Genomic DNA, 26672 nt, shown 5'->3' with positions numbered 1-26672 from the left:
GGAATCAGTAAGCTTCGGAGCCCGACTGGGCCACGAGGTTTTCAATGGGACCCCGCCCGAACAGCTTGACCATCGCGGGGGTCAAAAACGAGTCGAGCAGGGTCGAGGTGATGAGGCCCGAGAAGATCACGACGGCGACCGGGTGCAGGATCTCGGTGCCGGGGCGGTCGGCCTCGAAGAGCAAGGGCGAGAGCGCGAGGGCGGCCACGAGCGCCGTCATCAGCACGGGAGTCAGCCGCTCGAGGCTGCCTCGCGCGAGCATCTTGTCGCCGAAGCTCTCGCCCTCGAACGCGCACAGGTTCACGTAGTGGGAGACCTTCATGATGCCGTTGCGGATCGCGATGCCCGCGAGCGTGATGAAGCCCACGAGAGCGGCCACCGACAGCGGCTGGCCCGAGAGCCACAGACCGAACACCGCTCCCACCAGGGCCAAGGGGATGTTGGCCATGATGATGCCGGCCAGGGCCGCCGACTTGTAGCGCGAGTAGAGGATCAGGAAGATCAGCGCCACCGACGCGATCGAGAGCAACCCGATGAGGCGGCTCGCTTCCTCCTGCGCCTGGAACTGGCCGCCGATGGTAACGAAGTAGCCCTCGGGCAGCTTGGCCTCCGCCGCCGCCTGGCGGATGTCGGCCACGACGTCCGAGAGCGCGCGGCCCTGGGCGTTGGCCGAGATCACGATGCGCCGCCTCCCGTCGTCGCGGCTGATCTGGTTCGGCCCGTCGGATTCCTCGACCACGGCGAGCTGCGAGAGCGGCACGCGCCCAGCAGGCGTGTCGATCATCAGGTTGCGCAGCCCCTCCATGCCGCGCGCCGACTCGGGCAGGCGCAGCACCAGATCGAACCTTCGGCTGCCCTCCACGATCTGCGCGACCTTCTCCCCGTCGATCATCATTTGCAGCTCGCGCAGGAGCTTGGCCGCCGGCAGCCCGTATGACGCCGCCTTGTCGTAGTCGACCCGCACCTTAATCTGGGGCGTGAGCACCTGCTTTTCGACTTCCAGGTCCACCACGCCCTCGATGCGAGAGAGGCGCTGGCGCAGCGCCTCGGCTTGCCCGCGCAGGGTGTCGAGGTCGTCGCCGAAGATCTTGATCGCGATCTGCGTGCGCACGCCCGAGAGCATGTGGTCGATCCGGTGGCTGATCGGCTGTCCGATGCCGATGGCCGCCGGCAGCGCCGAGACGCGCGAACGCAGGTCCGCGTAGATCTCCTCGACGCTGCGATCGCTGCGTTTGAGCTTCACGTCGAGCTCGGACACGTGCACGCCCTCGGCGTGCTCGTCGAGCTCCGCGCGCCCGCTCCTGCGTCCCACATGCTCGACCTCCGGCACCGCCCTGAGATTCGTCTCGGCGACCGCGCCGATGCGCGCGCTCTCCGCCAAGGTCGTGCCGGGGTTGAGCCTGAGGCCCACCAGCGCCACGCCCTCGTTGAACGGCGGCAGGAAGGTCGTCGGGAAGAAGGGCACGGCGGCGGCGGCGACGAGCGCCGCGACGGCTCCCGTGACCACCCAGGCCTTGGGAGCGGCCAGCACTTTGGCGAGCCCCCGCTCGTAGCGGGCTTTGAGCCACGCCTGCGCCTTGGTGTCGCCGTGATCCAGCGAGCCCATCTTCGGCAGCAGGTAGTAGCACATGACCGGAGTCACCGTCACCGACACCAGCATCGAGGCCAAGAGCGACACGATGTAGGCGACGGCCAAGGGCTGCATCAAGCGCCCCTCGATCCCGGGCAGGAAGAAGAGGGGCATGAGGACCAGGACGATGATCACCGTCGCGATCACGATGGCGGACCTGACCTCCAACGTCGCCTTGGCGATCAGCTCCAAGGGGCCCATGCGGTGCTCCGGATGCGCCTGCCGATCCATCTTCAAGCGCCGCAAGACGTTCTCCACGCCCACCACCGCGTCGTCCACTAGGCCGCCGATGGCGATCGTGAGGCCTCCCAGCGTCATCGTGTTGATGGAGAAGCCAAAGTATTTGAAGACCAGCGCGGTGATCATCACCGACAGGGGGATCGCCGTCAGCGCGATGACCGTGGTCCGGACGTTCATCAAGAACAGGTAGAGCACGCCCGCCACGACGAAGGCCGCCGCCAGGAACTTGCCTTGCAGCGTGTTCACCGACGCCTCGATGAAGCTCGCCTGCCGCATCGTGACCATGGGCGCGCCCATGCCCGGCGGCAAGCTCGCCTTGAAGCCGGCCAGGGCCTCCTCGACCCGGTTGGTGAGCTTCACCGTGTCGGCGTCGGGCTGCTTCTGAACGCCCAGCAGCACCGCGGGCTTGCCGTTGTAGCCGGCGTCGCCGCGCTTGATGGCCGGCGCGAAGGAGACCGACGCGACCTGCGAGAGCAGGATCGGCTGCCCGGAGCGATACCCCACCGGAAGCCGCTGCAAGTCCTCGATCCGCGTCGTGCGCCCGATGTTGCGGATCAGGTATTCGCGCGAATTCAGCTCCAGGAAGCCACCGCTGGTGTTGGCCGAGAAGCCCTTGACGGCCTCCTCGACGTTCTCGACGGTGATGCCGAGGGCGGACATCCTGGCCGTGTCGGGCTGCACCTGGTATTGGCGCACCTCGCCCCCGATGGGCACCACCTGCGCGACTCCCGGAATGGTGAGCAGGCGCGGGCGCACGACGAAGTCCGCGTATTCGCGCACCGCCATCGGGCTGATCTTGGCCGGGTCGATGGGCAGCGCCACGGTCATGATCTCGCCCATGATCGAGCTCACCGGCCCCATGGCCACGTGGTCGACGCCCTGCGGCAATTGCTCGCGCGCGACGGAGAGCCGCTCGCCCACCATTTGGCGCGCGCGGTAGATGTCCGTCTTCCAGTCGAAGGTGACGTAGACGAAGGCGAGGCCCACGCTGGACACCGAGCGGATGCTCTCCACGCCCGGAATGCCGCCCATGGCGGTCTCCAAGGGCACCGTGATGAGCTGCTCGACCTCCTCCGGCGCCATGCCGCCGGCCTCGGCCTGCACGGTGACGGTGGGCTTGTTCAGGTCCGGGAAGACGTCCACGGGCATCTGGACCAGCACGAACAGGCCATAGGCCATGAGGACCACGGCCCCCACCAGCGCGATCAGGCGGTTCGCGAGCGACGATTTGACTAGCCAATCGAACATCGCGACCTCACCTGACTTGGTTGACCAAGGCCGCGCCTTGGGTCACCACGCGCTCGCCGGCTTTGAGGCCGTCGGTCACCGCCATGTTCGCGCCGTCCAAGGGCGAGACGCGCACCGTCCGCGGCTGGAAGACTTCGGCGCCGGTGTGCACCCAGACCATGTCCTGGTTGCTCGGGCTCTTCACCACCGCCGCGGCGGGCACGGCCACGCCCTTGACCATCGTCCGGGTGTGGACCAGCACCTTCACCGGCTGGTTGACGGCCAAGGGGACCGCGGAGTTGCCAGCGGTGCGGAATTGAAGCGGTATGGCGCCTTCGCGCTGCGCGCGTCCGGCGCCCAAAAGCCGCAGCGGCACGCTGACGCCCGGCGCGGGGCTGGCGCTGGCAGCCCCGACGTTCGACAGCAGGCTCATGTCGAAGACCAGGGCCTCGACGACGAGCTTGGAGGGGTCGACGATCTCGAAGAGAGCCTCGCGCGCGTCGACGACTTGTCCGGCGACCGCGTTGGAGGCCGAGATCACGCCGGAGATGGGGGCCACGAGCGTCTCGGAGGCTGAGACGGAAGCGCCCACGGCCGCCAGGCGCTGCTGCAAGCTCACGACGTCCGAGCGCGCGGCTTCGATCTCCTTGGCCGGCACGGTGCCTTCGAGCTCGGAGAGCCGCGCGACGCGCCTGCGGGCGAGATCCAGCTGCGCGCGCAGCTCGGCGGCCTGAGCCTGCTGGTTCGCTCGCTCGATCGCGGAGGCCGACGAGCGCACCACCGCCAGCGCCTCGCCCTTCCGGACGAATTGGCCCAGGGACGGCAGCCCGCGCGGGCCCGCTTCGAGGCGTCCGGCTTGGGTGGGCTGCACGCGCCCCCCGGCGTTCGGATCCATGGAGACCCTGCCGGTGAGCTCGATGGTCTGCGCTGCGGGGCGCTCCTCGGCGAGCTGCGTGCGCACCGCGAGTTGCCGCTGCGAGTTCTTCGGCAGGAACACGCTGCCGTCGGGCAGGCGCTTGGGGGAGTTGCTGGTCGGCGCAGGCGCCGACTCGCCGTGGTTGTGCTCGGGGCCGGCGAAGGCCGGGGACGCGAGGAGCGCGAAAAGGCAGGCGCAGGCCGCGATGATGTGCTTGTTCTTCATGTCCGTGTCCTCAGGCGCGGCGACGCGCGAATTGGCGGCGGGCGAAGAGCGCGGCGGCCGCGAGGGCCAGGGCGGCCGCGCCATAGGCGGCCCAGCGCGCCCAGGGGCGCGCCGCCTGCGCCTCTTCGGCGTGGGAGTCTTCGATGTGGAGTTCTCCGGCGAGCAGGTCGGTGTCGGAGCCCGCGCTGACGGTGAAGGAGAAGGGCAGCTCGCCGGGCTTGGAGAGCGCGTCGAACTTCACCACGTAGGTGCCGTCCGGCTGCGGCGCGGCGACCCCCTTGTTCGAGCCCGCCTCGTATTCGATCTTGGCGTTCGCCACTGGCTCGTTGGTGGCGTAGCGGTCGAGATAGACCGTCATCTGGCCTTTTTCGACCACGCCCACCAGCTCGAACAGGTCCGAGTGCGCCTGCACGCGCGGGCTCGCTTGGCCCTCGGCCCCCGCGGGTGCGGCGTCGTGGTTGTGGCCCTCGCCGGCCAGAGCCGGCGCGATCGCCGTGCACGAGAGCGCCAGCGCCGCGAGGGCGGAGCGAAATGCGGGGAGAAGCTTCATGATCATGGCATGGCCCCGTTGGCCTGATTGAGTTTGGACAGGGCGCGTCGCGCCTCGATGGATGCCCGCGCGCGCGCGAGCTCGGCTTCGAACCTTTCGGCGTCGGCGCGCAGGCGCGTGGGCAGGTCGGTCTCGCCCAGCCGGTGCGACTTGGCGATCAGCTCCTGGGCCGCGCGGGCGAAGCGCTCGCGCTCGGTCGCGAGGCGCTCGGCGCGCCGCGCAGACTCGAGCTCGGCCAAGGCCGCTTCGCGTTCGGAGCCGACTTGGCGCCTCGCCGCGTCGAGCTCCGCCTCGGCCGCGTCGAGCTCGGCGCGCGCCGCGGCAATCCGAGCGCCGTTGCGGATGTCGCCCCCAAGCGGCACGCGCAGCGAGAGCCTCACGGAGCTCTCGGTGGGCGCGCCGCCGCCCGGGCGCTCGCGAATGACTCCGACGCCGACCTCCATCGGGTCGCGCCGGTCGGCCTCGGCCACCTCGAGCCTGGAGCGAGCCGCCCGCGCCTGCGCCTCGGCCGCCCGCGCCAAGGGATGCTCCCCTACGGGCCCTTGCGCCTCGTCGAGCGCAGCCGGCTGGGCGAGCCCCGTGAGCGCGCGCCAATTCGCCAGCGACCGGGCCAACGCGCCCTCGGCCGCCGCCCGGGCGGACTCCGCCTCGCGCAGCGCCGAGCTCGCGCGCAGCGCGTCGACCCGCGCGCTCTCTCCCGCCTTGACGCGCCGCTCGGTGTCGGCGGCCAACGCCTGCGCCTCGGACGCCTTGCGGCTGGCGAGCTCGCGCTCGACTTCGGCCAAGGCGGCCGCGGCCGCGAGCTCGCGCGCGTCGGAGGCGAGCTTCAACCTCGCGGCCGCCACCTGCGCCGAGAGCGATGCTCGATCGGCCTCGACCTGCGCCGCGGTCGCCGAGCGCAGCCTGGGCTGCCAGAGGGGCGCCGAGATCTCGGCCTCGGTCTCCTGCGCGCCGCTGGCGGCTCCGCGGCCGGTCTTGTGGGCGAGGGACACGGTTGGGGGGCCGGCCAGGAAATTGCCGGCGGCGCGGGCGCGGGCGTCGAGCTCGGCCTGCCGGCTAGCGAGCGCCCGAGCCTGGGGGCTCAGCGCCCAAGCCGCGTCGACGGCCTCGCGCAAAGTGGGAGGCGCTGTCTGCGCGCCAACGGAACAAGCGAGCGCGAGCGCGCCGACGAGCGCGGCCGTCCGCGGCCGCGGGGAAAAAGGAAACATCGAGTTCTCCGAAGGTCGAAACTAACGACTGCTTCGGCGAACCGCGAGGAAGATGGGTTGGTATGTCGCGGCCCGCCGTCAGGCGGCGGGCCAATTGGGACGCTCGATCCGGGAGAGGACTTCGCCCAAGGGAGGCGCGGCGCCCGAATGCGCGGGCATTTGCGTGCAGGCTGCGGCGGCGAACTCGGGATCCGCCTGGCCCATGATGTGGTGCAGGCCGTGGCAGTTGTGCGCCGCTCCGCAGCACGCGTCGGCGATCTTCTCGCTCTGGGAGTCCGACTTCTCGCCGGCCGCCTCGGCATGGAAATGGCCTCCCTGCTCGGCCGCCGCGACGGCGAGCGCCACGAGGCGCTCGTCGTCGCAAAAATGCGTGGCCGCCCAGCTCATTTGCATGGGCAGCACCAGCGCGAGCAACAAAAGCAGGAAGCGTCTCATCGGCGGAAGCATTGTATCGGGATCGACCATCTCACGACCAAGAGGGCGGCGCAAGGCCTTTACGCTCAGCCGGCGGATGGCGCGCGCGTAGGCCGGGGCCTCACGCCGAGGGCTCGCGCGCCGCCCGATCGCACGCGCTCCACGTTCGCGTTCATCCAGCGGCGCACCACGGCCTGGAACAGCCACTTCTTGGCGCCCGAGAGGTTCGCGCCGTGCTTGGCGTAGAACGAATCCGGGTCATCGAACACGCCGAAATCGTGGTTGATGCCGTCCTTCTGGATGTAGGTGTTGTCGCCCGTCCAATCGACCTGAGGGTTCTTCAAATCGGGGGTCGCCGCCCCGAAGCCGCAGAAGGCTCCCTCGTGGTCGGCGAACATCTCTTGAAGCTTCGAGAGATAGGCCTTGTCCAGGATGAATCCCTCGAGCTCGATCCAGCGGCCGTCGATCAGGACCTCGACCCAACTGTGGATGATGTCGCGGGGAGCTAGGAGGTAGGCCACGCCCGTGATGGCGCCCTTCTGCAAGGCCTTGTCGATGGTGAAGCCGTGGAAGCGGCAGGGGATGCCCGACGCTCGCAGCAGCGCCATGAACAGCGATCCCTTCGTGTTGCACTGGCCAATGCCGTCAGCGAGCACGCGCGACGCCGGCAAGTCGTCCGCCAGGTTGTAACCGAAAGCGATCTCGTCGCGCACAAACTCATAGATCGCTCCGACCCGCTCGCGCTGCGGCAGATCACGCCACCCTCGCTCGCGGATCAGCCCCTGGATGCTTGGGTGCTCGAAGTCGAGCATGTTTGTCTCTCGCAGCAGTTTCTGGCTATCCATCGCGGGCTCCACTTGTTGATCTCGCGTCGCCGGTCCGCGGCGTCGTAAAGTCATTGGAAACCTTGTAGCCGGTAGAGGGTCAAGACCGCTCAACGATGTCGGCTTCCGAAAGCTGCCGTAGTCCCTACCCCACGCTGGGGCGCAACCTCAGAATCCGGCCAGGCACCCGGCCTGTGTGGGCAGCTCGGAACTTGCAGGTGCTCTGGGAGGCGCTAGCGCGCTGGGACTGATGGAACAAGCATCGGAAGATGCCCCGCGCCAGTCACTGGAACGTCCGCTGCCGACGCCGTCCAGCAGCTCGCTCAAGTGCAGTTGGTGGTTCGCCGCAAGAGCCACGAGCTCTTCGCCCCCTTAACACGTGCATGGCCACGAACAACCGTGGCCACCCACGCTGAACCATGGAAATGCCCGGACCCGTGCAGTCTTCCCCGCGGATCCGTGCGCACACACGGCAAACCGTGCGGACCAACGCTGATTTGTGCACACGCACGTTTCCTCGTGCAGCAAGGCGATCAGGGGGCCGTCACTGCCTGGCGCCGCGCCGACACAATCACGCCGGCCAAGTGCACAGATTGGGATCGCCCCCACTACATCGGGTTTCCAACGAGACACCCTGGCGCTTCTCAAGACTCGATGTGGGTACAGCCTTGGGGCATGCGCCTCTACACAGCAGACGTATCCGCCCGACCATTGATCGGAGTCTGTTGCTATGGATCATTGGTCTAACGTATCCAACTCGAGCGATTCAACTGGATCGAATCGATTGCGAAGAATGCCAACACGGCGGATACAGGTCCGTCCTACAGTTGATCAAAGCAGCTTCAAGGGCGCACTGGCGCGAATCCATCGATTCGGCATGGCACAGCGGCACCGAAGTCAACTACGTACTCGATGGTCTCCTGCAAGCGAAGGGACCACGCACTGGAGGACAGGGACATGGCTACGTCATCGCATGCGGCACCGGCCGCGAAGGGGCCTACGGGCCCGATGATCTTCAACGGGATCGAAAAACCCTACTTCGTCTTCGCTGGTATCGGCGACGCCGATGACTACCGCAACGAAGCGGCCTTCGTCCACGTGGCGCCCGTCCGCGGGTTGAGCAGCGCTCAACCCCACGGTATAGAGGCGGTCGCAGACGAAGGGCTGTTCGCTCCCTCGTCGTTGGTCGGAGGTGGATCGTGAGCACCGCGGCCGCCAAGCAGCGAGCCAAGGTCCGGGCCAAGAAAAAAGGCGGAGTGCGCCCGACCCGGCCGATGGGGGAGACCACCGGCGGCGGGCTGAACCAGTTCATGCACGGAACGCTGGTGGCTATCTCGGCCAACCAGCCGACCCGCGCCCTGGAGGACATCGTGGGCGAGGCGTTGCGGCTGCTCAACGACTTGATGGAGCCGAAGCCCACTCCCACGCGCAAGTACGTGCAGCACCTGGACAGCCAGGACATCGAGCCGCTCGAGCCTATCGTGGTCCACGGCCCGGACGTTGAGCGCATGAAGGAGTGGTTCCACGAGCACATACAGGCAGCCGGCCAGAACGTCTCGCCGCAGACCTGGTGGCGCCCGCCGAAGCCAGGCAAGGGCCAGCACCACATGGAGATGACACTCGAGCCGTCCACACCGGAGGCGGTGACGCGTGTGCCTGTGGAGGGACCGTATACAAAGCTACGCCGGCAGTCGACACGCCTGCCTACCGTGCTCTCCATAGTCATGGGCTACACCGCCGCGTACAGGGAGGGCGACGCTCAATTCAGTCTGTGGAGGGAACTGATCAAGACGTGGTTGATCGGCGAGTTCGGTGAATTCCGGCCCGCCCGCGCAGCGCGTTTACCCGGCACGCAAGGGCCCGATGATCCAGGCGAGGAAGGTGACCTTGGCGAGGCGGGGCTCGTGTCCCTCGTGCTCCACCGGGACGAGAAGCTCGCGCATGCGCACGCCATCATTGCCGACCCGCAGGCGTTTCCCATCAAGTACCTGGACCCGGGGGTCGTCTCAAGGGCGCGCGCAGCCGCGCGAGGCGACTCGGCGGACCAGGACGGCACCTGGTACAGGGTGGGCTGGATGCAGGCGCAGGATCGGTTCCACGAGGTGGTGGGCAAGCCCCTGGGCTGGAACCGCAAGGCGGACGTGAACTACGAGCGCTACACCAGCGATGTGGCTGTGGCTCGCCGCAAGCTGGATCTGCGCGCGAAGGAGCTGGAGGAGACCTGGCGCTCGCGGCTGTCGGTGCTCGATGACGCGGAGGCCGCGGCCAGGCAGAAGCTCGCCGAGGCCAACGCTCGCCTGGCGCAGGTTGCAATAAAGGAAGGCGAGCTGAACCAGATGCAGCTCAAATGGCGTCAGGCCTTGGAGAAGCGCCAGCGCGAGCTGAAGGACGAGGCGAACAAGCTGGCCGAGGAGCGCCGGCAGTTCGAGGCCGACCGCGACAGGCAACGCCAGGAACTGGCGCATCGGGCTGCGGATCTCGAGCGGGAGCGCGCGAAGAGCAGCGCGCTGCAGGAGATGCTCGACGCACTTGAGGCTCGTCAGGATGAGGCCATTGAGCACCTGGAAGAGCGAGTCGAGGCAGGCAAGATTGACCGTGGCGAGGCTCGGCGCCTGATACACATCCTGCGTGGCGGCGAGATCCCCTTCGGCATCGGCGACACCCTGCGCCCTGCTCCTCGCCCCTGATCGTTGCATGCAACGCGGCTGAACGCGTAAGGCTGGGCGGGCGTGACCCGCACCTTCGGCAGCGCCTCGGTGACCGCGGCCGGCCACGATGCCCTGTCACGGCTTGCGAGCCGACGAAGTCGGACTCCGCGTCAGGGCATGTCAGCCAAGCAGGCCCCGCAGCTCATTCCGCATGGGCCTTGCTGCCATATGCGCATCGCGCTCCCCCTCGGCCCAGTCACTTGCGGCGTCCCGCGCCTGGAGCACCGCCTCCCACTTCGCGCGCTGCTCAGCGAATCCGTCGGTGGGCGCGACCACCACTGGCTCGGAGAGATCAAAGTCGAGGGGCTCCGATGAGGGGGAAGGCACAGAGGCGGGCGGCGTCTCCACGTCCCGATTCGCGGGCGACACCATTGCAACCGACGGGGCCTTCGGGCTCCACGAAGCGCTCGCGAGCGATGCATTCGATGCCAATGGATCCACCGGCGACGGCCCTGATGCAGGTGTGTTCAATGGCGTCGAAGCCTCTTGACTGGCGGCGAAGCCAGCCAGAAGGCGCGCGCGCAGCCAGTCGTTGCGGTGATGCTCCGGCCTCGCAGCCAAGGCATCCAGGACGGACGCGTCCGCGGGGCGTGCCAGTGGCACGTACAGCTCCATGGCCTTCGCCGCTGGGTCAGCGTTCTCATCGACGTCCGCAGCTGGCGGCTTGTGTGTCAGGCCCAGTGCGAGGAGTTCGCCGACACGGACCTTGACGTGGTGCCGTCGTGGCTTCAATGACAGGAGGTGGACGATCAGGCGTGCCTCGATGTCGATGTGGCGTCTCAGCGTGAGCCGCACGTTGTGCTTGTCCATGGTCTCTCACCAGCTCTTGCCACCTTCACCCGGGTGAAGGTGGCCTCGATCCATCAGAGTAGCCGTTCAACCATCACAAACGCGTGCCGGATACATGAATCGGACGGAAAAGATCAGCCGTTCTTATCGGTTGCAGCATTACTCAAGGCATGCGCGCTCACCTCGGTGGACGGTTTCGCCCGAGCGGTGCTGCATGCCGTGGCGCCCTTGCAACAAGGCAATCCGCGCGTTTTCAGGCGATGCGGCCCAAAAATGAGGTTGTGATGGTGAGCTGAATACACGCTGCGCGATTTCGAGCGCTAGGCGTCCGGCGCGAGAAAAAATGTTCGTCCGAACGCTCCAATCTCCGTCGACGCAAGGCGCGCTTGGCCCTATAGTTCCCTTTATCGACAGCACAGATGGTGTCGCTCCGTTCGCGGAGATGCTTCGATAAGTCCAGTTGATCTGGAACCATCCGGCCCGCAAGGGCTGCTCCGTTCGCGGAGATGCTTCGATAAGTCCAGTTGATCTGGCAGGTCTGAAAGGACCTTCTCCGTTCGCGGAGTACGATCGCACCGATTCCATCGGCACGGTCGGGGAAATGGGGTTGTCTGAGAGGGCAACCCCATTTTTTTTGCTCAGCACCGAGATCAGGTGCGAACGAGGAGAGCTCGAACTCGAAGTCGCTCGCTGTCGTTGTCTGCGCCAGCCGCCCTGTTGAAACCGGTTCAACAATGCGGCCTCGTGAGTGCTTCAGCCCGGAAAGCAGGGGGACCAGCGGTCCGGCGAGAAGCCGAAGTGAGCGAGCACCAGCGTGTCGTTCTCACCTTCGCGCTCTCCTCTCGCCGGCACCTGGCTTCGCCTTGGAGGCTTGCTTGCTGCTGCTGGGACGAGTTGTCGCCTCATCGTCCACATATTCGGCAAGCTCTCCCAACGTACACCCAAAAAATTTGCATAGGCGAGACATGTTGTCCGCCGTGAGGTTCGCTCCTGGCTGATTCAGCACACGCGAGACAGTGCTGCGATGGATGCCTGTCTGCTCGGAGATCTCACCGATGTCGATCCGGCGTCCGACCTCCACGCTCTTCTTCAGTATCAGCTCGGTCAGGTGAAAGCGAATCATGCTGCGTCCTCCTCGCCGATGACTGTAGCCGCTGAATGTCGCACATATGCGACGTTGAGACGCATGAACATGTCAAGCGCTTGCCCAAAAACCCCGGAGCGCGGGATGATGCATATATGCGACGCAGTGTCGCGTATATAGGAGACTGAATGAGCTTCTCGGCAGTTGATCCCTGCTCGCCCTTCCGGCAGATGGACCAAGGAGCGTGCGCACCGACTCACGAACGCAGTACCTCTCAGGCTCGTGCCGCAGCGCGCACTGTGGATCAGATGATGGCGGTGACCACGATGCGGACGCCGTTCGCCATGAGCCCGTATTCCAAGCGAACGATTCCCAATGAGGCCGACGTGGGTTGGGCCGCGGGCATCCTGGATGGCGAAGGCTGCATTCACATTGCCTGCCAGACCTTCCCTGCGACATCGAAGCGCCGCCCCAACTACCGGCTCCGTGTCCACATCGCTCAAACCAGCCGTACTCTCCTTGAGGAATTTGAGTGGGTGGTCGGGATCTGCGGCACCATCACGCAGCCCGAAGTGACCAACAAGCAAAGGCGCGTTTGCTACTCGCTGAGCTATGACGGGCTCAGCGCCTTCGCCGTCGTGGAGTTCTTGTTTGAGCATCTTCGCCGCAAACGCCCCCATGCACTGGAGGTCAAGAACTTCCGGCGTGAGTGCGACATCCATACGCATCCGGGACCGGACGGCCATCCGCCGGAGGTCTGGCAGCGCCGCGAGTGGTACTACAAGCGGATCCGGGCCCTCAACCGGGGAGATGCGTGAACCCCGTGCGTCCTTCGGCTGAAATGCGATTGCGGCGAGTCTGTTCGGCCGGTCTGGTCGACAAAGAACTTATCGGGATGCGGCCCGGCCTGCGGACCACGCCGCTGCGTGACTCGCAGGTGCGCAACGCTGGCTTCAGCGAGCTGCGCAAGCTCAAGTGAACAAGGCAGTACGCCAGCATGCGTGCACCTCGATCTGCCGATCGCGATCTAGCCTTGCAGCTTGCAGCCGTCCGAGCCTTGGCGCGCGACGTTCCGCCGAAGGAACCTGAAATGCGCGCCCGCGGTGCCCGGATCGGAGAACTCGTGCGCGAGCCTCGCGAGGAGGACTCCGGGCTCGCTGCGCCGGAGCAGAGCGAATCTCCTTGGCCTACCCGGCCACTCTTCCGGACTGAAGACATGGCGGAGCGTCTGGCCTGGGCGCGCCGCCTGCGGCACGACACTCAGGCGGGGCTCGTGCCGGAACTGGAGCGCGCCTCCAAGGCGGGCGCGATGCGCCGCGTCGGAGTGCCCGGTTCCTCTCTGGCTTTCCAGGAACTCAGGGATCAGTTCCCCAACTTCAAGGACGTACTGGAGTTCGTCTGGCGCCGGGCGCTGTTGGCGGGCACGGTTGCCGGTGCGGAGTTCCGGCTGCCGCCACTGCTGCTCAATGGCCCACCCGGATGCGGCAAGACGGCGTTCGCCGAACGATTAGCCCAGTGGCTGCAGGTACCCATCGCGCGCGTGGACATGTCCAGCCTCCATGCAAGCTTCGCCATCACGGGGCTTGACGCCGGCTATAGCACTGGCAACCCCGGTATCGTTTGGAATCTGCTGCAAGGCGAGTGCCTGTCCCCGGTCGTCCTGCTCGACGAAATCGACAAAACGCGCGCACTGAACTCCGAGACCGGGTGCACGTTCTTGCTGGGGCTCCTCGAGCCGGTCACGGCCTGCCGCTTCCGGGACGCTTTCGTGGGGCTGCCGATCGACGCTTCGTACGTTCAATGGGTCGCAACGAGCAACGATCTGTCCTTGGTTGACGCCCCCCTTCGTTCGCGGTTTCGCGTCTTCGATGTCCGACAGCCTGAGGGCGACGAGTGCGTGCAGGTCGTGCGCAGCGTGTACCGAGCATTGCGAGAACGTGAAGCCTGGGCCAGGAGCTTCCCCGAGGAGTTGCCAGTTCCGGTTCTTGATGCACTGGTCGGGCGTACGGCTCGCGACGTATGGCAGGCGCTTGAAGATGCGTGCGCTGCGGCTGTGGCTGACGGGCGCCGCGAACTCCGGGGCGCGGACGTTCCGCCCGAACGATCCAGCCGAGGCCGGCCGATGGGCTTTGTTCCGGTTCAGCACACCAGGAGCCTGCCGTGACGATCGACTGCCCTACCCGGAACGCTCAGACCTGCCAAGACCGGTTCGCTTACACAGACAGCTGGTCGCGCCTCAATCGTCACGTGGAGCTAATTCCGATGGGGTGGCAGCGGCTTTACTCGGACCTCCGCTTCACCCTGGCCGTCATCTCGACGAAGAAGCGTTGCACGATCGAGATCGCGGGTGCGTGGGAAGAAGACGGGCTACTTCAGGTGCAGTCGGACACGACAGATCGTGTGGTTCAAGGGGTGCTGCGAAAGGCCCGAGTCAGGGCAATGCATACCTGCATGGAGTGCGGCAAGCCTGGCAAACAGCGCGAGCTGGACGAATGGCGACAGGCCACCTTGTGTGGGTCATGTGCAGGCCCGCGGCTGCTGGCGCTGGAGATCGCACGGCTCATCGCGCTGGAGCGATGTGGCTCGGTGGACCTGCGAAAAGAGCTGCAATCGTCCCCGTCGGCGCGGTTGGTGCGCGCCGCCGCTGAATCCGCGGCCCTCGCTTGCAATCTGCCCGCCACCTTCGTGCTGGAGAAGCTTGGTCGCAAAGGGCAGCTTCGGTGGCTGGAGAGGCTCAAGGAGCGGGCGCAGCAAGAGTCACTGGAATGACCGTCGTCAACGGCTGGTCGAACTTAGCAAAGGCAGCACCGGACATGTATGCCAAGTTGATGTGTTTTGTGTACTGGGCATTGGTATGTGGGCCCGCAGTGCTGGGCATCTTGGCCCTATGGCGGGAACGCTGCGGTGCACGCTCACCAGCAACTGGCGACCCTTAGGGTGCACCCTGGGGGCTGACAAGTAGGCGGGCGCGCCGTCGCGTCACCTGGCAGGAGTCCAGCCGTCACAGTGCGAGCGAGGTCAGCCTCGGTGCGAATCAGAGAGCGACCTCAGCAACATAGGCGCCAACTGTCTGCAGCAGGCGTGCTTCCACATAGGGCCAATCCAATCGCTCCTGTTCGAGCCGAACGCCGTGCGACCCGCTCCACCCGGGCCACTCATTCGCGAGCAATTCTTCATAAAGTCCCCGCTCTTCCGCCGTCAGCCGCTCGCGCGCGGCCCGACCGTTGACCGTGCCCTCCGCGACCCACCGGTCGCGAAAATGCAAGAGTGTCGCGTGCTCCATCAACACAGAGCGCACGTTTGGAAATACACCGCGTGCCAGCGACAGGATCTCTAGCCCATCAGTGTCGATGTCTCCCCAATAGAAGGTCTGCGAACGAGAAGCCCAGGGAAACGCGCCTGCCAAAGTGACCGCGCGACCGAGCCCGACCACAGCAACCGTGGCCTTCATCTCTGGCAGGCTGTAGGCGGACGCGAGATTTTCGACGAACAGTGTTGCTCGCGGCGCCCAATTCAAGCTAGCAAGCTCCGATACTGGCGCCTGGAAGTCGCGGACACCACCAATCGACTTCCGCAATTCCGGATCGAGAACCATGACGCGGACCCTGGATTCCGGTGTGCGCAGTCCACACAAGCGCAGGAAGTCCCTCTCTGAGTCGCCGCCTGCATCTATTGCGCCTCTCAAGCTGCAAACCAGGGCTGCCACTGCACGCCTCTGGCCGCTTTCGATCCACTTTGTATCGAGACCGAGAATTGGCAGTTGCCGCAAGTAGAGGCCGCTGTCCGGATTGGCCAGTACCCAGGTCGCGACGGCGACCAAACGTTCGACATCAGCGTCGCTGGCCGCTTCTAGCCAGTCATACAGGCGCCCCAGGCCCGCTGAATCCGTCAACTGGGGCCAAGTTCGCATCAACATCGCCCTTCGCTGCACCACGCGATTCCAGGCCGGCGCGTGGCCCGCAAAGTCAGCAACCGCGCTGGGGGAGACGAACTCGATCCGCACCGGCAGGGTCTGCGCGCCGATCCCTCGCATCTGGAACGTCTCTCGGTCGACCCTCACACCAGCCGGAAGTTGCACTGACGACCAGGCGCTGGTCCAACGCGTAACATCGTCAAGCCGGGCACGAATGTCCGTGCCGGAGGGTGGGTCCAGCCCACGCACGAGGGGCCACGTGCCGCCGCCATCGATCCAGACCCGCCGATTCCGGGTCCAGCGTTGGGCGGCCCAGGCGACGGCCTCAGGCGGGAACAGCACGCTCCGTCCTTTCGCCACCTGGTTCCATTGCGCTGTAGTCGATCGTTCCAGTCAGATCGTCATACTGCAGGGGCACCGCGTTGGACCGATCACCCCGACGCGCGTAGACCCACACAGCGCCACCGACATAGGGCTCGATCGTCTGCACCATCTTTCCCGGCGTTGCCACGATGATCTGGAAACCGAGCTCGCGAAAAACGTTAAGAGCGGCTTCCGTAAAGTCGGGGTCAGATCGGTCGAACGCCTCGTCAACGACAACCGTCGCGAATTGCGGCAGGGTTCCTCCAGGCTGGGCCAGTTGATAGCGAAGCGCAGCAGCCATGCAGGTGGCGGCCAGCTTCTGCTTCTGCCCGCCCGACTTGCCGTCGCTGCCGCTGTAGACCTGCTCGACCTGCCCTGTGGCGCGCGTGATCTCGTGCGCGTCGAACTGCACGTGCTGGCGCACGTCGAGCACCCGGGCCCGCCACCGGATGTCCTCGGAACGGTCGCTACCAAGGCGTTCGGCAATCTTTCTCAATCGCTCGAAACGCAGATTCGCCGTATCGGAACCGTCCACGTTCGCGACTTCACTCATCGCGACGGCAAGCTCCCGGCGGAACGCTTTCGATTCTTCCGGTTCGCAATCGACCCGATGGAGGAACAGGTAGGTCCCGGGGTTATATGCTGTGCGCTCCAGGCTGCTGTTGACAGCCAACAGCCGCTTGGCCATGTCAGCGCGTTCGCTTGTGAGACTCTGCGATAAGAGCGTGAGCTGATGGCTGTTGTGCTCCTGTAGTTCCTGCAAGAACCGCTCCCAAGTCCGGGAGACACCCTCCACCAGCAGATTCGTCAGGTGCTGGTCGAAAAAGTCGAAGCTGTCCAGCACAGGGTCGTGACCCTGGGTGGCGGCTTGCCATTCGGTCTTCGCGCAAAACTCGGTCAGGGCATTCACGATCTTCTGCCGCTCTTCCAGCTGTGACGCTTCGTTGAGCTGCATCGCACGGCTCGCCTCTTGCCGCAGCCAGTTCAATTCTCGGTCATAGGTTTCGGGCGTACTCTCCCAGGAACGTTTCGCGCGCATTTGATGGATCGCATCGCTTTGCGTCGGCGTGAGCGCGACGACCGGAAGACTGGCGAGTCGCTCACGCTCGCGCGTCCAGCCTTCGACCTGCTGCTGCAGAGACTGAACACTGGCGCGCTGTTCGGCCCAACTCTCTTGGGCTTCCTGTCTGTCCTTCAACGTTCGCGCGACCTCGGCCTGCAAATGCGCCAGACGCGGACTCCCATCCTTAAGCGCGCGGAGCCTCGCCCCCGTTTCGAGAACCTCCTTCTGCGCGCCCGCCTCGTCCAGCTCGGCCCATGACAGCCCGCGGATTGCCACGAACGCCTGATAGCGCCTGCCTGCCTCCTTCGTTTCTCTCTCGTGCGCATCGATCACCGCCTGCGCCGCAGCAATTTGGCGGTTCAAGTCGGTCAACTGTCCGTGCAGACTTGCGGCTCGTGCCGTTGTGTCGGTGCCGAGGACCCACTTACTGCGGTTGTCCAGAGCAGTCCGATCATCCTTCAGGTAGTTTTCACCGGCACGCCGAATTTGGCCGTTCAAGGAAAGCGCTCGTGGGTGCAGCGCAAGTTCATCAGCAGCTTCGACGCAGGCGAAATCAAATTGCCTGTGGATTTCGTTGACCAACCAGTGGCTGAACTCGTGGCTGGCCGTTTCGACCTTGGCGGCCGCATTCGATGGGAGGCGCGCGCGCGCGACCTCCGTTACGGGCCGTACCGGTCGGTACGTGAGTCGACCTCGCAAGTTGTGAGTGTCGACCACGCGTCGCACCGCATCCAGTCTCTCAGCGGGAACCAGCATGGTCACGCCAAATCCGCCCATCAGCCGCTCCAAAGCCCCCTGCCAACGCCGCTCGGCTGGTTTGACCGACATAAGTTCGGCGGCAAAGGGGAACGTGTCGATCTCCACGTTCAATGCACGCGCGAGCAGCGTGCGGATGTCCTGTTGCTCCGCCGGCACATTCGAGCGTGGCACCCGTGCAAGCGCCGCGAGCTGGTTCTGAACCTCCTCCAAGGGCTTTTTCAGCGCCGCCTGAGTGCCCACAGCGTCTCGCAGCGCACGCGTGTCCATCTGCGGTCCCTGCTCTGCAGCCTGAATGGACTCGCCCTGCAACTGAGCGAACTCGTGCTCGCTCGCGGGAGTCATGCGCCCCAGCGCAGCGCAGGCGGCCGCCAACGTTCGGGCGTGCAGCACGGCGGTCTGTTGGCGCTCGCGCGCTTGCTTCAGCGCCTCGTCCAGGCGCCGCAGTTCATCACCGCCGCCCAATGCCTCTTGCCGGATGGCCTCTTCGTGCTTCTTCTCCGCCTCCGCCAGCGCGCCCTCGCGCAGGGTGAGCAGCGCACGTCGGGTTTGCAGCGTGGGCGCTGCCTCAGCCAACGCGCGATCGTGAACCTCTATCGCAAGCGGTGTCTCAAGCAGGCCGACACCATCGGCGACCTCTTTGCAGCGCGTTGCCTCCAATGCCAGCGCCTGCAGCCTCTGGTTCGCTTCACGCGCAGGCATCAGGACGTCTCGCTGACCGGTCGCGGTGACCCAATCGCCGTGCGCTTCACTAAGCTTCTGGAACTGGTTCACGACATTCCGGGACACTTCAAAGGTGCGGGGTTCTTCGAGCATGAATTCACGCAGAAACGCCGTGATGCTGTCCACGCTTTTCGTCGACTGGGTCTTGTGCAGCAGTAGCAACGCCATGTCGTCGCGGATACCCAAGGCTTTGGTGAACGCTGCCATATAGCGCGAGAAGGCTTCGAACGGCTCCACGCCAGCGGCCTTGAGAGTTCGATGCAGCCGCGTGGTGTCAAAGTCGGACTCCGCGAAGAAATCCAGGTCGCGTACGTCGAACTCGCGCTCCACCAAGAGATAACGGCGGTGCAGATCGCTGCTCGCGCCCCGAACCCAATACAGGTGCACCAGCGTGACCACCTGACCAGCCGGGTTTCGGTAGACCTCCGCAATGGACGACCAGGTCGTGCCAGGCCGAAGCAACTTGGCTACTCCCCGACCGTCCTCACCTTGCGCAGTGCCCCAAACGCCGCGTACATAGTTCAGAACGGATCGATCGTCGGCGGTTTTGCCCGAGTCGCGTGAGGCCTGGTTCAATCGAAGCCGTTGCGGCGGCGTGAGCAGGACCGAGTGCGCATCAAAGATGGTCGACTTGCCTGAGCCAGAGTGCCCCACGAACAGCTGGCCGCGCTCGGGCACATCGAGGCTCAGAAGCCCATGGTATGTGCCCCAGTCCTTCAGTTGGATGCGAGAGAGGCGGAACTGCCGCCTCCGCTCCTCTTCGAGGAGCCGGTCTGAAGACGGAGCGAGCGCGGGCTTTTCATCGCCGGCTTCGGGCAGCTCAATCTGCTGCAGCACCTTGTCCATGGTACTCATCGCGCCTCCGCCGAAACGCGTTCGGCTCGCAGCCGCTCATACGTAGCCCGAAGGGCCTCCAGTTGCTCCGCAGGCAACAGCAATGCCAGAGTCGGCGACACCTCGTAGCGGTCCGTGCTGCCAGGGATTGGCCGCAGGATGCTGACCTTCTTGAGCGTTTCGACTACGGCGGCACATTGCTTGCTGAAGCGTGCCTTGTCGCTGCTGGCAGGATCCTGGTAAGCACCAAGGTCCGCGATGAACTCGGCACCGCCTATAACCGCCCGTTGTCCGGTGCTCGCCGCATTCGTCAGTGCGGCCCGCAGGATCAACAGCCCGGCTGACTGCAGGAAAGTGAGCGGCTGGCGGCGCAGCAAGATTGGAATATCGGCCTCTCCATGCTGCGGAACCTGACGGACGAATGCGACGCGATTGCCATCGTCCACCGTCAGGTCCAGAAAGAGGTCGCTTAAGCGAGACCGGAGCACCTCCTCATCACGTTTGAGCACCAGCCATAGCTTAGGTTGTCGCTCTCCATCAACGCTGGGCCCTGCCAACAAGGCCACAAGAGCCCGTCGCGTTTCGCCGCGCAGCTCTCCTCGATCCCCTGGGAACAGCAGTCGGTCAGAGGTCGGCGCCACCCCACCCGCCCAAGCGGCCGCGCTGGGAAGATCCGCGTCCAACACCAGATCGGCGCGCTCGCCAGACTCTTCGCTCTCTCCATCATCGTCGCCTGGCTCGGCTTCCGCGTCGATTGTCGGCGGCGTTGCTGCAGGGGGCTGCTTACGGAGAAAGGCTGGAATCTGGTCTTCGTCACTTGATTGCATCGAGGCACTCCAGCGTCAGGGTGTAGCGCGGCGCCCACGCTGCGCGCGGCACGCCATCCATTCCGATCCACTCCAGCAATTCCGAATCATGGTCGTCCTGCCCGTGGCGAAGGGTGAGTTGCAGGTAACCCAGCACCGTACCTAGTCCTTGCGATGCCGGATAGGCCTGTAGCAGTGCACCCGCGCTCGCGCGGCCGACCGCCCCTAGATATTCGCGAATGTTGGCCTTGATGCTGCGCATATCGACTTCGGCACGCAGCACCATGCGGCGCAGCTCCTCCGGGGAGGCGAGCTCCGGCACATGGTCTTCGATTCGACTGGCAGTTGCAGCAGCGGCTGGATCGTGCAGATTCCACTGTGAAAGCGAACGGACGCCAGCGCTGGTCCGGTCGAAGCTCAGGCCGATTTCCTCGTTGGGTCGAAGCGTGCCAACCAAAGCAGTAGCAGCCCGGTGCGCCTGGCTCACCAACTGCATGATCCGGCGTTGCTGCGCATACTCGCGACTGCGCACGTAGGCGTGAAGCCCGGCGACGAAGCGTCCACGCACTTCGTGAACGTCGCTTGCTTGATCCAGCAGCCGCGCCTTCAACGTCTCCAGCGACAAGCGCTCGTCGAAGGAAAGCCTTGCTGCAAAAGGTCGATTCGCCAGGACGTGCGCCGTTTCTTCGAACAAACTAGCCTCGGACGCATTCATCAAGAGTGTCCAGAACGCTTGGAACGCGCGACCAGCATCGGTCTCACGCAGGACATCAATGCCGTCAAGCAGTCGCTCCACCAGTTCACGGCGAGAGCCCTCGTGCTGCAGCAGCCGCTTGCGCAGATCCAGATGGATGACCTCGAACTGATCCCGGACGCGGTCGAAATCGCCAAGGAGCTGTTCGGCCTGAGCGATGATTTCCCGCGCGCGCTCCGCAGCGCGGTCCTCGTCGATCGACAACATGCGGCCTGCCTCGGCCTCCGCGATACGGTACTCGATCGCTGCCTTCTCCGCGTGGAGAGCAGCCAACCGGGCCTGCGGGTTGTCGTCGGTGAGTTCGTCCAGTTCGCGCATCAACGCACGCACCGAGGCGAGCCGGCTCTCTAGACGAACACCGCCAGTGCTGTCGAAGGTGGTGGGCCGCCAGGCATCAATGATGCGCATCGCACTGCCCGCTGCCACGGTGAGGCTGTAGTGTTCTTCCTGGGCGCCCTGCGGGTAATCGCGTCGCAGCCAGCCGTTGGTTACCCAGTCGGTCGCATAGCCCTGCGCCGGCTGCGATGGCTCGACTCCCGCCGAACGCAGTGATTCCAGCATCCCATCAAGCTTTGCATGAAGTGCTGACGCGTTGATCTGCCGGCTGCCGCCGCCAGGAAACAGCGCCGTCAAACAAACGCATATCAGTGGCGCAGTGTCAGCGCCTAGCAGCTTCCAGGCGGCGCCCTCGCGGAGGCGCTTCAGATCCTGATAGCGCGCGATGGTGGAGGTTTCGCTCACAGGGGACGACGAGATGCCGGGCACCAGAGAATGTCGCGAAACACCAACCTGCCCATTGTTCCCTCCACCTTGGTCGTGTAGGTTCAACTCTAACGCAGCTCACGGGCCTAGCACAGGTCTGCTCTCTAGTGTTCTTCCCGTGGGAGGGTATGGCAAACGATCAACTTGCTTGACAATGTCTCGGAGGAGGTAGGCAAGGTGAAGGTCGTACAACTTTCCGTCAGGAACTTTCGGGGTATCAAGTCTGCGGATCTCCAGTTTGACGGCCACACACTTCTGGTGGGCCCGAACAACGTCGGCAAGAGCACGATTTGCGAGGCTTTAGACCTCGTACTCGGCCCAGATCGAATCTCCCGGTTCCCACCAGTCGAGGAGTTCGATTTTCATAACGCGAACTACCTTCAAACACCTGTTGCCGAGGGCGCCGAGCCAACACCAATCCCCATTCGGATAGCGGTCGTCCTAATCGACATCAACGCCGAAATCGAAAACCGATGCGGCCAGCACCTCGAGTTTTGGCACACCGCCGAACGCCGCATCCTGGGCGCCGGGGAAGTCGCCGAAGCCAACGCGCCGTTGGTAGTCAGCTGCCTTCGCTTGGAGACTCAAGCCCGGTACAACCCTGAAGAGGACGAGTTTGAGGCGCAAACGTACTTCACGCATAGCCCGAACGCCGAGCCGGATGAACTGGATCGAGTTCGTCGCGAAGTCAAGCGCCTCTTTGGGTTCCTCTACCTCCGCGCGGTTCGTACCGGCTCACGTGCGCTCAGTTTGGAGCGCGGCTCTCTGCTGGACTTGATTCTCAGACTCAGAGGCACTCGGGCTGGTTTATGGGAGAAGACGATCGAGCGCCTTCGTGCTCTAGACATCGAGCAAGACGCCGCCAACCTGCAGCCTGTCCTACATTCGATCGAAGCACGCCTGGGCAAGTACATCGCCACAAACGTTGCGGGTCGGACCACCAAGCTTCATGTTTCGCAGCTGACCCGAGAGCACCTGCGCAAAACCGTCAGCTTCTTTCTGGCCGTGTCGCAGGACCAACAGCCCGTGCCCTTTCAGCAGGTCGGCACCGGCACGCTGAACGTGCTGGTCCTTGCACTGCTTTCGTTCATCGCTGAATTGAAGCCGTCGTCGGTAATCTTCGCGATGGAAGAGCCCGAGATTGCATTGCCTCCGCATACCCAGCGCCGTATTGCCGACTACCTCCTGGGCAAGACAACACAGGCATTCGCCACATCCCACTCGCCCTTCGTCATCGAGCGCTTCGAGCCCGAGCAGACCCTGCTGCTCTCGCGCGGTCCGGATTCCAGCGTTGTAGGTCAGAGGGTCTCCGAGTCCTCTGGGTTGAAGGGCAACGACTTCCGCAGGTATGCCCGACGAGGCTTAACGGAGTGCATGCTTGGCAAGGGTGCAATCGTTGTCGAAGGACTGACAGAGTTTCACGCGCTTCCAGTGGTTGCCAGGAAGATGGAGGAGGCCAACGAAGACCTGCATCCGCTCGACATCGCTGGCGTCGCCTTCTTTGACGCCGAAACAGAGGGTCAGATGCCAAAGTTCGGCAACTTCTTCAAGAGTCTGGGGTTAAAGACCTTCGGTTTTTATGACCTCGCTCACCGCACGCCCCAGAAGAAGCAGGAGCTGTCTAATGCCTACGACATCGACTGTGAGCACGCGTACGCGGGGTTTGAAGCGCTCGTTTCCGCGGAGGTGCCCATCGATCGGCTGTGGGCGTTCCTTGACGATCTACGCGAGACCGGAGACTGCGGAAACTTCGTTATACCTGCTGCGCGCCCCGCCGACGATGCGGTGCGCGGCTTGGTAATGAGCGCGCTGAAGGGGAACAAAGGCGCGGGATGGGCGGCGAGACTGCTTGATGGATGCGAGCTCCACGAGTTGCCTGCGACGGTGACAGCCTTCCTCGGACAGGTCTACGCCAGCTTCCCCAAGCCTGCTGAAGTGGCGCTGGACGCGGAAGCTGATGCCGCTGCGCCGCAGGTGCCAGCGGAACCTGGCGCTGAAGTCGCGCCTGCCTGACGGAAGCTCGCCGTGCAAATCTGCGAGCTGCGTCAGAGCCTGCTCGATTGCGATGGACATGCGCTCGTACTAGGCGGACCTGGAAGCGGCAAGACCACCATCGCGCTGAAGAAGGCGGTGGTCAGGATCAACTCCGGCCTCGCTCCAGGGCAGTCAGTGCTGTTCCTCAGCTTCTCTCGGGCAGCTGTAGCAAGGCTGGGCGAGGCCATGAAGCAGGAAGTACCCAAGGCGCAGCGCAGTCAACTGAGCATGCAGACGTTCCACTCTTTCTTCTGGGCGCTGCTTTCCACTCATGCCTACCTGCTGGGAGTCCCAAGGAAACTGAGAATCCTTCTGCCACAAGACGAACAGGTCGAGTACGGGTCTATCCGGTCGCGGGACAGGAATCCCCAAAATCCGGAATGGCGTGCCTGGTTAGAGAGGCGCGAGGAGATGTTCAGGCGAGACGGCCGGATCGCGTTTGACCTCTTTGCCAGAAACGCGGAAGTGCTGCTAGCGCGCAGCCAACATGTCCGCCGCCTCATTACCCAGCGACACCCGCTGATCATCGTTGACGAAGCGCAGGACACCGATGCCCACGCGTGGCGGTGCATCGAGCTGCTGGCCGAGACTGCTCAGATCGTCTGCCTGGCCGACCTGGAGCAACAGATCTTCGACTACCTCCCTGGAATCGGGCCTGAGCGCGTGGACGCCATCAGGCAGGCCTTGGTCCCGTTGGAGATCGACCTCGGGCGTCAGAACCACCGCAGCGTCGGTACTGAAATCGCGCTGTTCGGCCAAGACATCCTTGCAGGGCGCGCCAGAGGTACGCCGTACGTTGGCGTCTCGTGTTTCGGGTACGACCCACGGCGTAGACCGCAGAAGGCCGCGTTGCGAATGGCGCTTGGGATGCTCCAGCGTGCGATCAAGGCCGCGACCGGCCGCTATGGCCGCAACGTTGCGATCTTGACGCATTCGGGAGCCTCGGCGGCGAGAATCTCTGCGGCGCTGAACAGCGAGCCCAAACCCGTGCGACACAAGCTCGCTTTCGACGAAGCGGAGGCCATGTTGACGGCACGATTTGCCGCATTCCTCTTGGAGCCGAAGGCCGAAGCAACCCGCAGGGAAGACCTCGCGCTTGCACTTGAGCTACTCGCGACCTCCAAAGCGGCGGCGGGCCTTGCCGCTGCCACCCAGTGGCGGGGGTGGGCTGCGCGGGTTCGCCAGGGTCGCGAGCCACGTGCTCAGTTCGTTCAAGCGGTGGCCGGGGTGATCGACTCAGTTCGTAGTGCAGCCTTCACAGGCGACCCGGCTAGGGACTGGTCGTCCATTAAGCGCCTGCTGCGCGACTCTGGGGACCCCGAACTGCTCACCGCAGCCAAAAACCTAGACTACCTCGTGGCCTTCAACCGGGGCCGACGGATCAGCGCCGGGCTCGGTGCAATTTGGACGCGTGATGGCCGATATACGCGCGCACGCGACGCGCTCGACCTCGCCCTCGCCCAGGACCAGATACTCGGCGGTGTCGATGATCCCCCGGGCCTGCAGGTGATGACCATCCACAAGTCGAAGGGCAAGCAGTTCGACGGTGTGATCGTCATCCGGGAGGGGCGGCACGACGGGCAGCGTCAAGTCTCCTCGTTCGTCTGGTGGGACGATACGCCGCCGTATCGACGCAGCCGGAAAATCCTGCGGGTTGCGGTCACCAGGTCGAGGGTGCACACCTTGATCCTGGAGCACTTTTTTCCGCGCTGCCCGATCTTTGCCGGGCACAACTTGTAGGGCGGTAGAGCGCTCCGTTGCATGCAGCACTGCTGAGCCACCCTAGAGTTGGACGTGGCGCTGTGATACACTCCAAGTCGTTGTCCCCGCCGACGTCGAAGGGCTGGCTGATCGAAGCTAAGTCCTTGTCAGACAAGGCCCGTGGATACATTTGTGGCTGAGTCGGAGCGATCCTCCTCCTCTCCACCACAATCTTCCTAAGGCCTTGTTCTACAAGGCCTTTTTCTTTTGGGCGGCAAGCACTTCGATCCGTATCGAAGTTTTCATCCAACTTGCCGTCCAACATGCATCCAACTCCGCCCCCGGCCTGGACGTACGCATCCAAGAACGCACAGACGCCCCTGCAGCAGCACTTGCATGACGCCTCGACCGGCCATAGCACCGCTGGCGCTGGTCCCGGCGAGCCGGCACCTGACGTTCTCCTTCGAGTCGGCGGCGCCGCGGCGACGAGCCAAGGACCGGGCGTTTCGCGAAACGCCAATGGAACCCAGTGGCAACTGCGCCCGGATGCCTCGCACCTGGTGCGCGCCGCCAATGGCGTGTACTACCTGCGCCTGGGGTCCCCGAACGCGTGCGAGCCATCCACCCTGGCCTTCCCGGGGAGCTGCGTCGCTCAACAAAAACCACCTTAAAGGGCCCGCCTTGCGGAAGGCGCGCGACATGTGCGCAGAATTGGCGACCAGCTTGAACCCGATTGCGTCCGACATGCTGGTGCCCTCCCCTGCTTCCCCGCTTGCTTCCCCGCTCGCGGCCCTGCCTGCCGATCGGCAGGGTTTCCGCCTCGAATACGTCAACGGCAGGGTGCACACGGAAATCTTCCCGGGTGCCAACGCCGAGACCCTGGGGCTCACGGCTCGCGTGCTGCCGCTGTTTGCGCAGCAGCCGGCGCAGCCCGCGCCCGCTGCCAATGCTGCGGCATTCGCGCCGTTCCCGCCGGGCGCGGCCGGCACAAGCACCGACTCGCGCCATGCCGTCCGCGCAGAGCCGGATGCCACAGCGTTGCCCCGAACAGCAGCTATCGATGGCGAGCACTCGCCGAGTGCAGACCGTGCAGACACAGGCACCGCTCCTGCCCGCGAACCCCCGATTTCCAAAACCGCTTGCGGAGC

20 protein-coding genes are annotated in these 26672 nt (G+C 64.9%); 8 read left to right on the top strand and 12 right to left on the bottom strand.

Annotation, left to right across the window (positions count from 1 at the left end):
* Nucleotides 1-4: 4 nt before the first annotated feature.
* The 6 genes from EZ242_RS02255 to EZ242_RS02230 form a co-directional block, all read right to left on the bottom strand.
* Nucleotides 5-3118, bottom strand: a complete 3114-nt coding sequence (locus EZ242_RS02255) for an efflux RND transporter permease subunit (RefSeq protein ID WP_135283474.1) — start codon at nt 3116-3118, stop codon at nt 5-7.
* Between the two features lie 7 nt (nt 3119-3125).
* Nucleotides 3126-4238: an efflux RND transporter periplasmic adaptor subunit gene (locus tag EZ242_RS02250; protein WP_135283473.1), complete on the bottom strand. Its 1113-nt coding sequence runs from the start codon at nt 4236-4238 to the stop codon at nt 3126-3128.
* Between the two features lie 10 nt (nt 4239-4248).
* Nucleotides 4249-4788, bottom strand: coding sequence for a hypothetical protein (locus EZ242_RS02245; protein WP_240786955.1), 540 nt, complete (start codon nt 4786-4788; stop codon nt 4249-4251).
* Nucleotides 4789-4790: 2 nt separating this feature from the next.
* Entirely contained in the window at nt 4791-5780 is a 990-nt protein-coding gene (locus tag EZ242_RS02240) for a TolC family protein (RefSeq protein ID WP_167784619.1), read from the bottom strand.
* A 294-nt stretch (nt 5781-6074) separates the two neighbouring features.
* Complete coding sequence (locus EZ242_RS02235; RefSeq protein ID WP_135283471.1) at nt 6075-6431, bottom strand: hypothetical protein; 357 nt, start codon at nt 6429-6431, stop codon at nt 6075-6077.
* Nucleotides 6432-6496: 65 nt separating this feature from the next.
* Nucleotides 6497-7222, bottom strand: a complete 726-nt coding sequence (locus EZ242_RS02230) for a transglutaminase-like domain-containing protein (RefSeq protein WP_240786954.1) — start codon at nt 7220-7222, stop codon at nt 6497-6499.
* 1020 nt (nt 7223-8242) lie between these two features.
* Between EZ242_RS02230 and EZ242_RS02225 the strand changes: the two genes are divergently transcribed.
* Nucleotides 8243-8437 carry a hypothetical protein gene (locus EZ242_RS02225; protein WP_135283469.1) on the top strand — a complete coding sequence of 65 codons (195 nt, stop codon included), beginning with the start codon at nt 8243-8245 and terminating at the stop codon, nt 8435-8437.
* A complete protein-coding gene (locus EZ242_RS02220) occupies nt 8434-9921 on the top strand; it encodes a hypothetical protein (protein WP_135283468.1) in 1488 nt (495 codons plus the stop codon). Before EZ242_RS02225 ends, EZ242_RS02220 begins: the two co-directional genes overlap by 4 nt.
* 141 nt (nt 9922-10062) lie before the next feature.
* On the opposite strand, the gene EZ242_RS02215 is transcribed toward EZ242_RS02220, so the two are convergent.
* Nucleotides 10063-10752, bottom strand: coding sequence for a hypothetical protein (locus EZ242_RS02215; protein WP_135283467.1), 690 nt, complete (start codon nt 10750-10752; stop codon nt 10063-10065).
* Between the two features lie 802 nt (nt 10753-11554).
* Complete coding sequence (locus EZ242_RS02210; protein WP_135283466.1) at nt 11555-11854, bottom strand: helix-turn-helix domain-containing protein; 300 nt, start codon at nt 11852-11854, stop codon at nt 11555-11557.
* A 149-nt stretch (nt 11855-12003) separates the two neighbouring features.
* Here EZ242_RS02210 and EZ242_RS02205 point away from each other — a divergent pair, with 149 nt between their 5' ends.
* From EZ242_RS02205 to EZ242_RS02195, 4 genes are all read left to right on the top strand, one after another.
* The gene (locus EZ242_RS02205) at nt 12004-12633 is read left to right on the top strand and encodes a hypothetical protein (protein ID WP_135283465.1); all 630 of its coding nucleotides are present in this window, start codon (nt 12004-12006) and stop codon (nt 12631-12633) included.
* Nucleotides 12630-12794: a hypothetical protein gene (locus EZ242_RS21900; RefSeq protein WP_167784618.1), complete on the top strand. Its 165-nt coding sequence runs from the start codon at nt 12630-12632 to the stop codon at nt 12792-12794. Before EZ242_RS02205 ends, EZ242_RS21900 begins: the two co-directional genes overlap by 4 nt.
* 237 nt (nt 12795-13031) lie before the next feature.
* Nucleotides 13032-13979, top strand: coding sequence for an AAA family ATPase (locus tag EZ242_RS02200; protein ID WP_167784617.1), 948 nt, complete (start codon nt 13032-13034; stop codon nt 13977-13979).
* Nucleotides 13976-14584 (top strand): hypothetical protein, encoded by a 609-nt coding sequence (locus tag EZ242_RS02195; protein ID WP_135283463.1) that lies wholly within the window; start codon nt 13976-13978, stop codon nt 14582-14584. Before EZ242_RS02200 ends, EZ242_RS02195 begins: the two co-directional genes overlap by 4 nt.
* Nucleotides 14585-14849: 265 nt before the next feature.
* Here the strand turns inward: EZ242_RS02195 and EZ242_RS02190 are convergent, their stop codons facing one another.
* From EZ242_RS02190 to EZ242_RS02175, 4 genes are read right to left on the bottom strand one after another with little or no spacing between them, the layout of a single operon-like run.
* Nucleotides 14850-16070, bottom strand: coding sequence for a Wadjet anti-phage system protein JetD domain-containing protein (locus tag EZ242_RS02190; RefSeq protein WP_167784616.1), 1221 nt, complete (start codon nt 16068-16070; stop codon nt 14850-14852).
* Nucleotides 16054-19479, bottom strand: a complete 3426-nt coding sequence (locus EZ242_RS02185; protein WP_167784615.1) for an ATP-binding protein — start codon at nt 19477-19479, stop codon at nt 16054-16056. Before EZ242_RS02185 ends, EZ242_RS02190 begins: the two co-directional genes overlap by 17 nt.
* A 5-nt stretch (nt 19480-19484) precedes the next feature.
* Nucleotides 19485-20294 (bottom strand): DUF4194 domain-containing protein, encoded by an 810-nt coding sequence (locus EZ242_RS02180; RefSeq protein ID WP_135283460.1) that lies wholly within the window; start codon nt 20292-20294, stop codon nt 19485-19487.
* A complete protein-coding gene (locus EZ242_RS02175; RefSeq protein WP_167784614.1) occupies nt 20281-21792 on the bottom strand; it encodes a DUF3375 domain-containing protein in 1512 nt (503 codons plus the stop codon). Before EZ242_RS02175 ends, EZ242_RS02180 begins: the two co-directional genes overlap by 14 nt.
* A gap of 174 nt (nt 21793-21966) precedes the next feature.
* Here EZ242_RS02175 and EZ242_RS02170 point away from each other — a divergent pair, with 174 nt between their 5' ends.
* Nucleotides 21967-23802, top strand: a complete 1836-nt coding sequence (locus EZ242_RS02170) for an ATP-dependent nuclease (RefSeq protein ID WP_135283458.1) — start codon at nt 21967-21969, stop codon at nt 23800-23802.
* A gap of 12 nt (nt 23803-23814) precedes the next feature.
* Nucleotides 23815-25563 carry a UvrD-helicase domain-containing protein gene (locus tag EZ242_RS02165; RefSeq protein ID WP_135283457.1) on the top strand — a complete coding sequence of 583 codons (1749 nt, stop codon included), beginning with the start codon at nt 23815-23817 and terminating at the stop codon, nt 25561-25563.
* The last annotated feature ends 1109 nt before the right edge of the window (nt 25564-26672 follow it).

Origin of the sequence: Ramlibacter rhizophilus, assembly GCF_004681965.1 — a bacterium.
Classification (GTDB): Bacteria; Pseudomonadota; Gammaproteobacteria; order Burkholderiales; family Burkholderiaceae_C; genus Ramlibacter; species Ramlibacter rhizophilus.
Note: the sequence above shows the minus strand (reverse complement) of the source record. Positions and strands in the feature narration are given on the sequence as shown.

What these genes read in the sequence shown, in the direction of transcription:
- EZ242_RS02255 (WP_135283474.1), bottom strand. Translation starts at nt 3,118, where the DNA reads ATGTTCGATTGGCTAGTCAAATCGTCGCTCGCGAACCGCCTGATCGCG.
- EZ242_RS02180 (WP_135283460.1), bottom strand. Translation starts at nt 20,294, where the DNA reads ATGCAATCAAGTGACGAAGACCAGATTCCAGCCTTTCTCCGTAAGCAG.
- EZ242_RS02230 (WP_240786954.1), bottom strand. Translation starts at nt 7,222, where the DNA reads ATGCTCGACTTCGAGCACCCAAGCATCCAGGGGCTGATCCGCGAGCGA.
- EZ242_RS02250 (WP_135283473.1), bottom strand. Translation starts at nt 4,238, where the DNA reads ATGAAGAACAAGCACATCATCGCGGCCTGCGCCTGCCTTTTCGCGCTC.
- EZ242_RS02205 (WP_135283465.1), top strand. Translation starts at nt 12,004, where the DNA reads ATGAGCTTCTCGGCAGTTGATCCCTGCTCGCCCTTCCGGCAGATGGAC.
- EZ242_RS02200 (WP_167784617.1), top strand. Translation starts at nt 13,032, where the DNA reads ATGGCGGAGCGTCTGGCCTGGGCGCGCCGCCTGCGGCACGACACTCAG.
- EZ242_RS02225 (WP_135283469.1), top strand. Translation starts at nt 8,243, where the DNA reads ATGATCTTCAACGGGATCGAAAAACCCTACTTCGTCTTCGCTGGTATC.
- EZ242_RS02235 (WP_135283471.1), bottom strand. Translation starts at nt 6,431, where the DNA reads ATGAGACGCTTCCTGCTTTTGTTGCTCGCGCTGGTGCTGCCCATGCAA.
- EZ242_RS02210 (WP_135283466.1), bottom strand. Translation starts at nt 11,854, where the DNA reads ATGATTCGCTTTCACCTGACCGAGCTGATACTGAAGAAGAGCGTGGAG.
- EZ242_RS02245 (WP_240786955.1), bottom strand. Translation starts at nt 4,788, where the DNA reads ATGAAGCTTCTCCCCGCATTTCGCTCCGCCCTCGCGGCGCTGGCGCTC.
- EZ242_RS02185 (WP_167784615.1), bottom strand. Translation starts at nt 19,479, where the DNA reads ATGGACAAGGTGCTGCAGCAGATTGAGCTGCCCGAAGCCGGCGATGAA.
- EZ242_RS02215 (WP_135283467.1), bottom strand. Translation starts at nt 10,752, where the DNA reads ATGGACAAGCACAACGTGCGGCTCACGCTGAGACGCCACATCGACATC.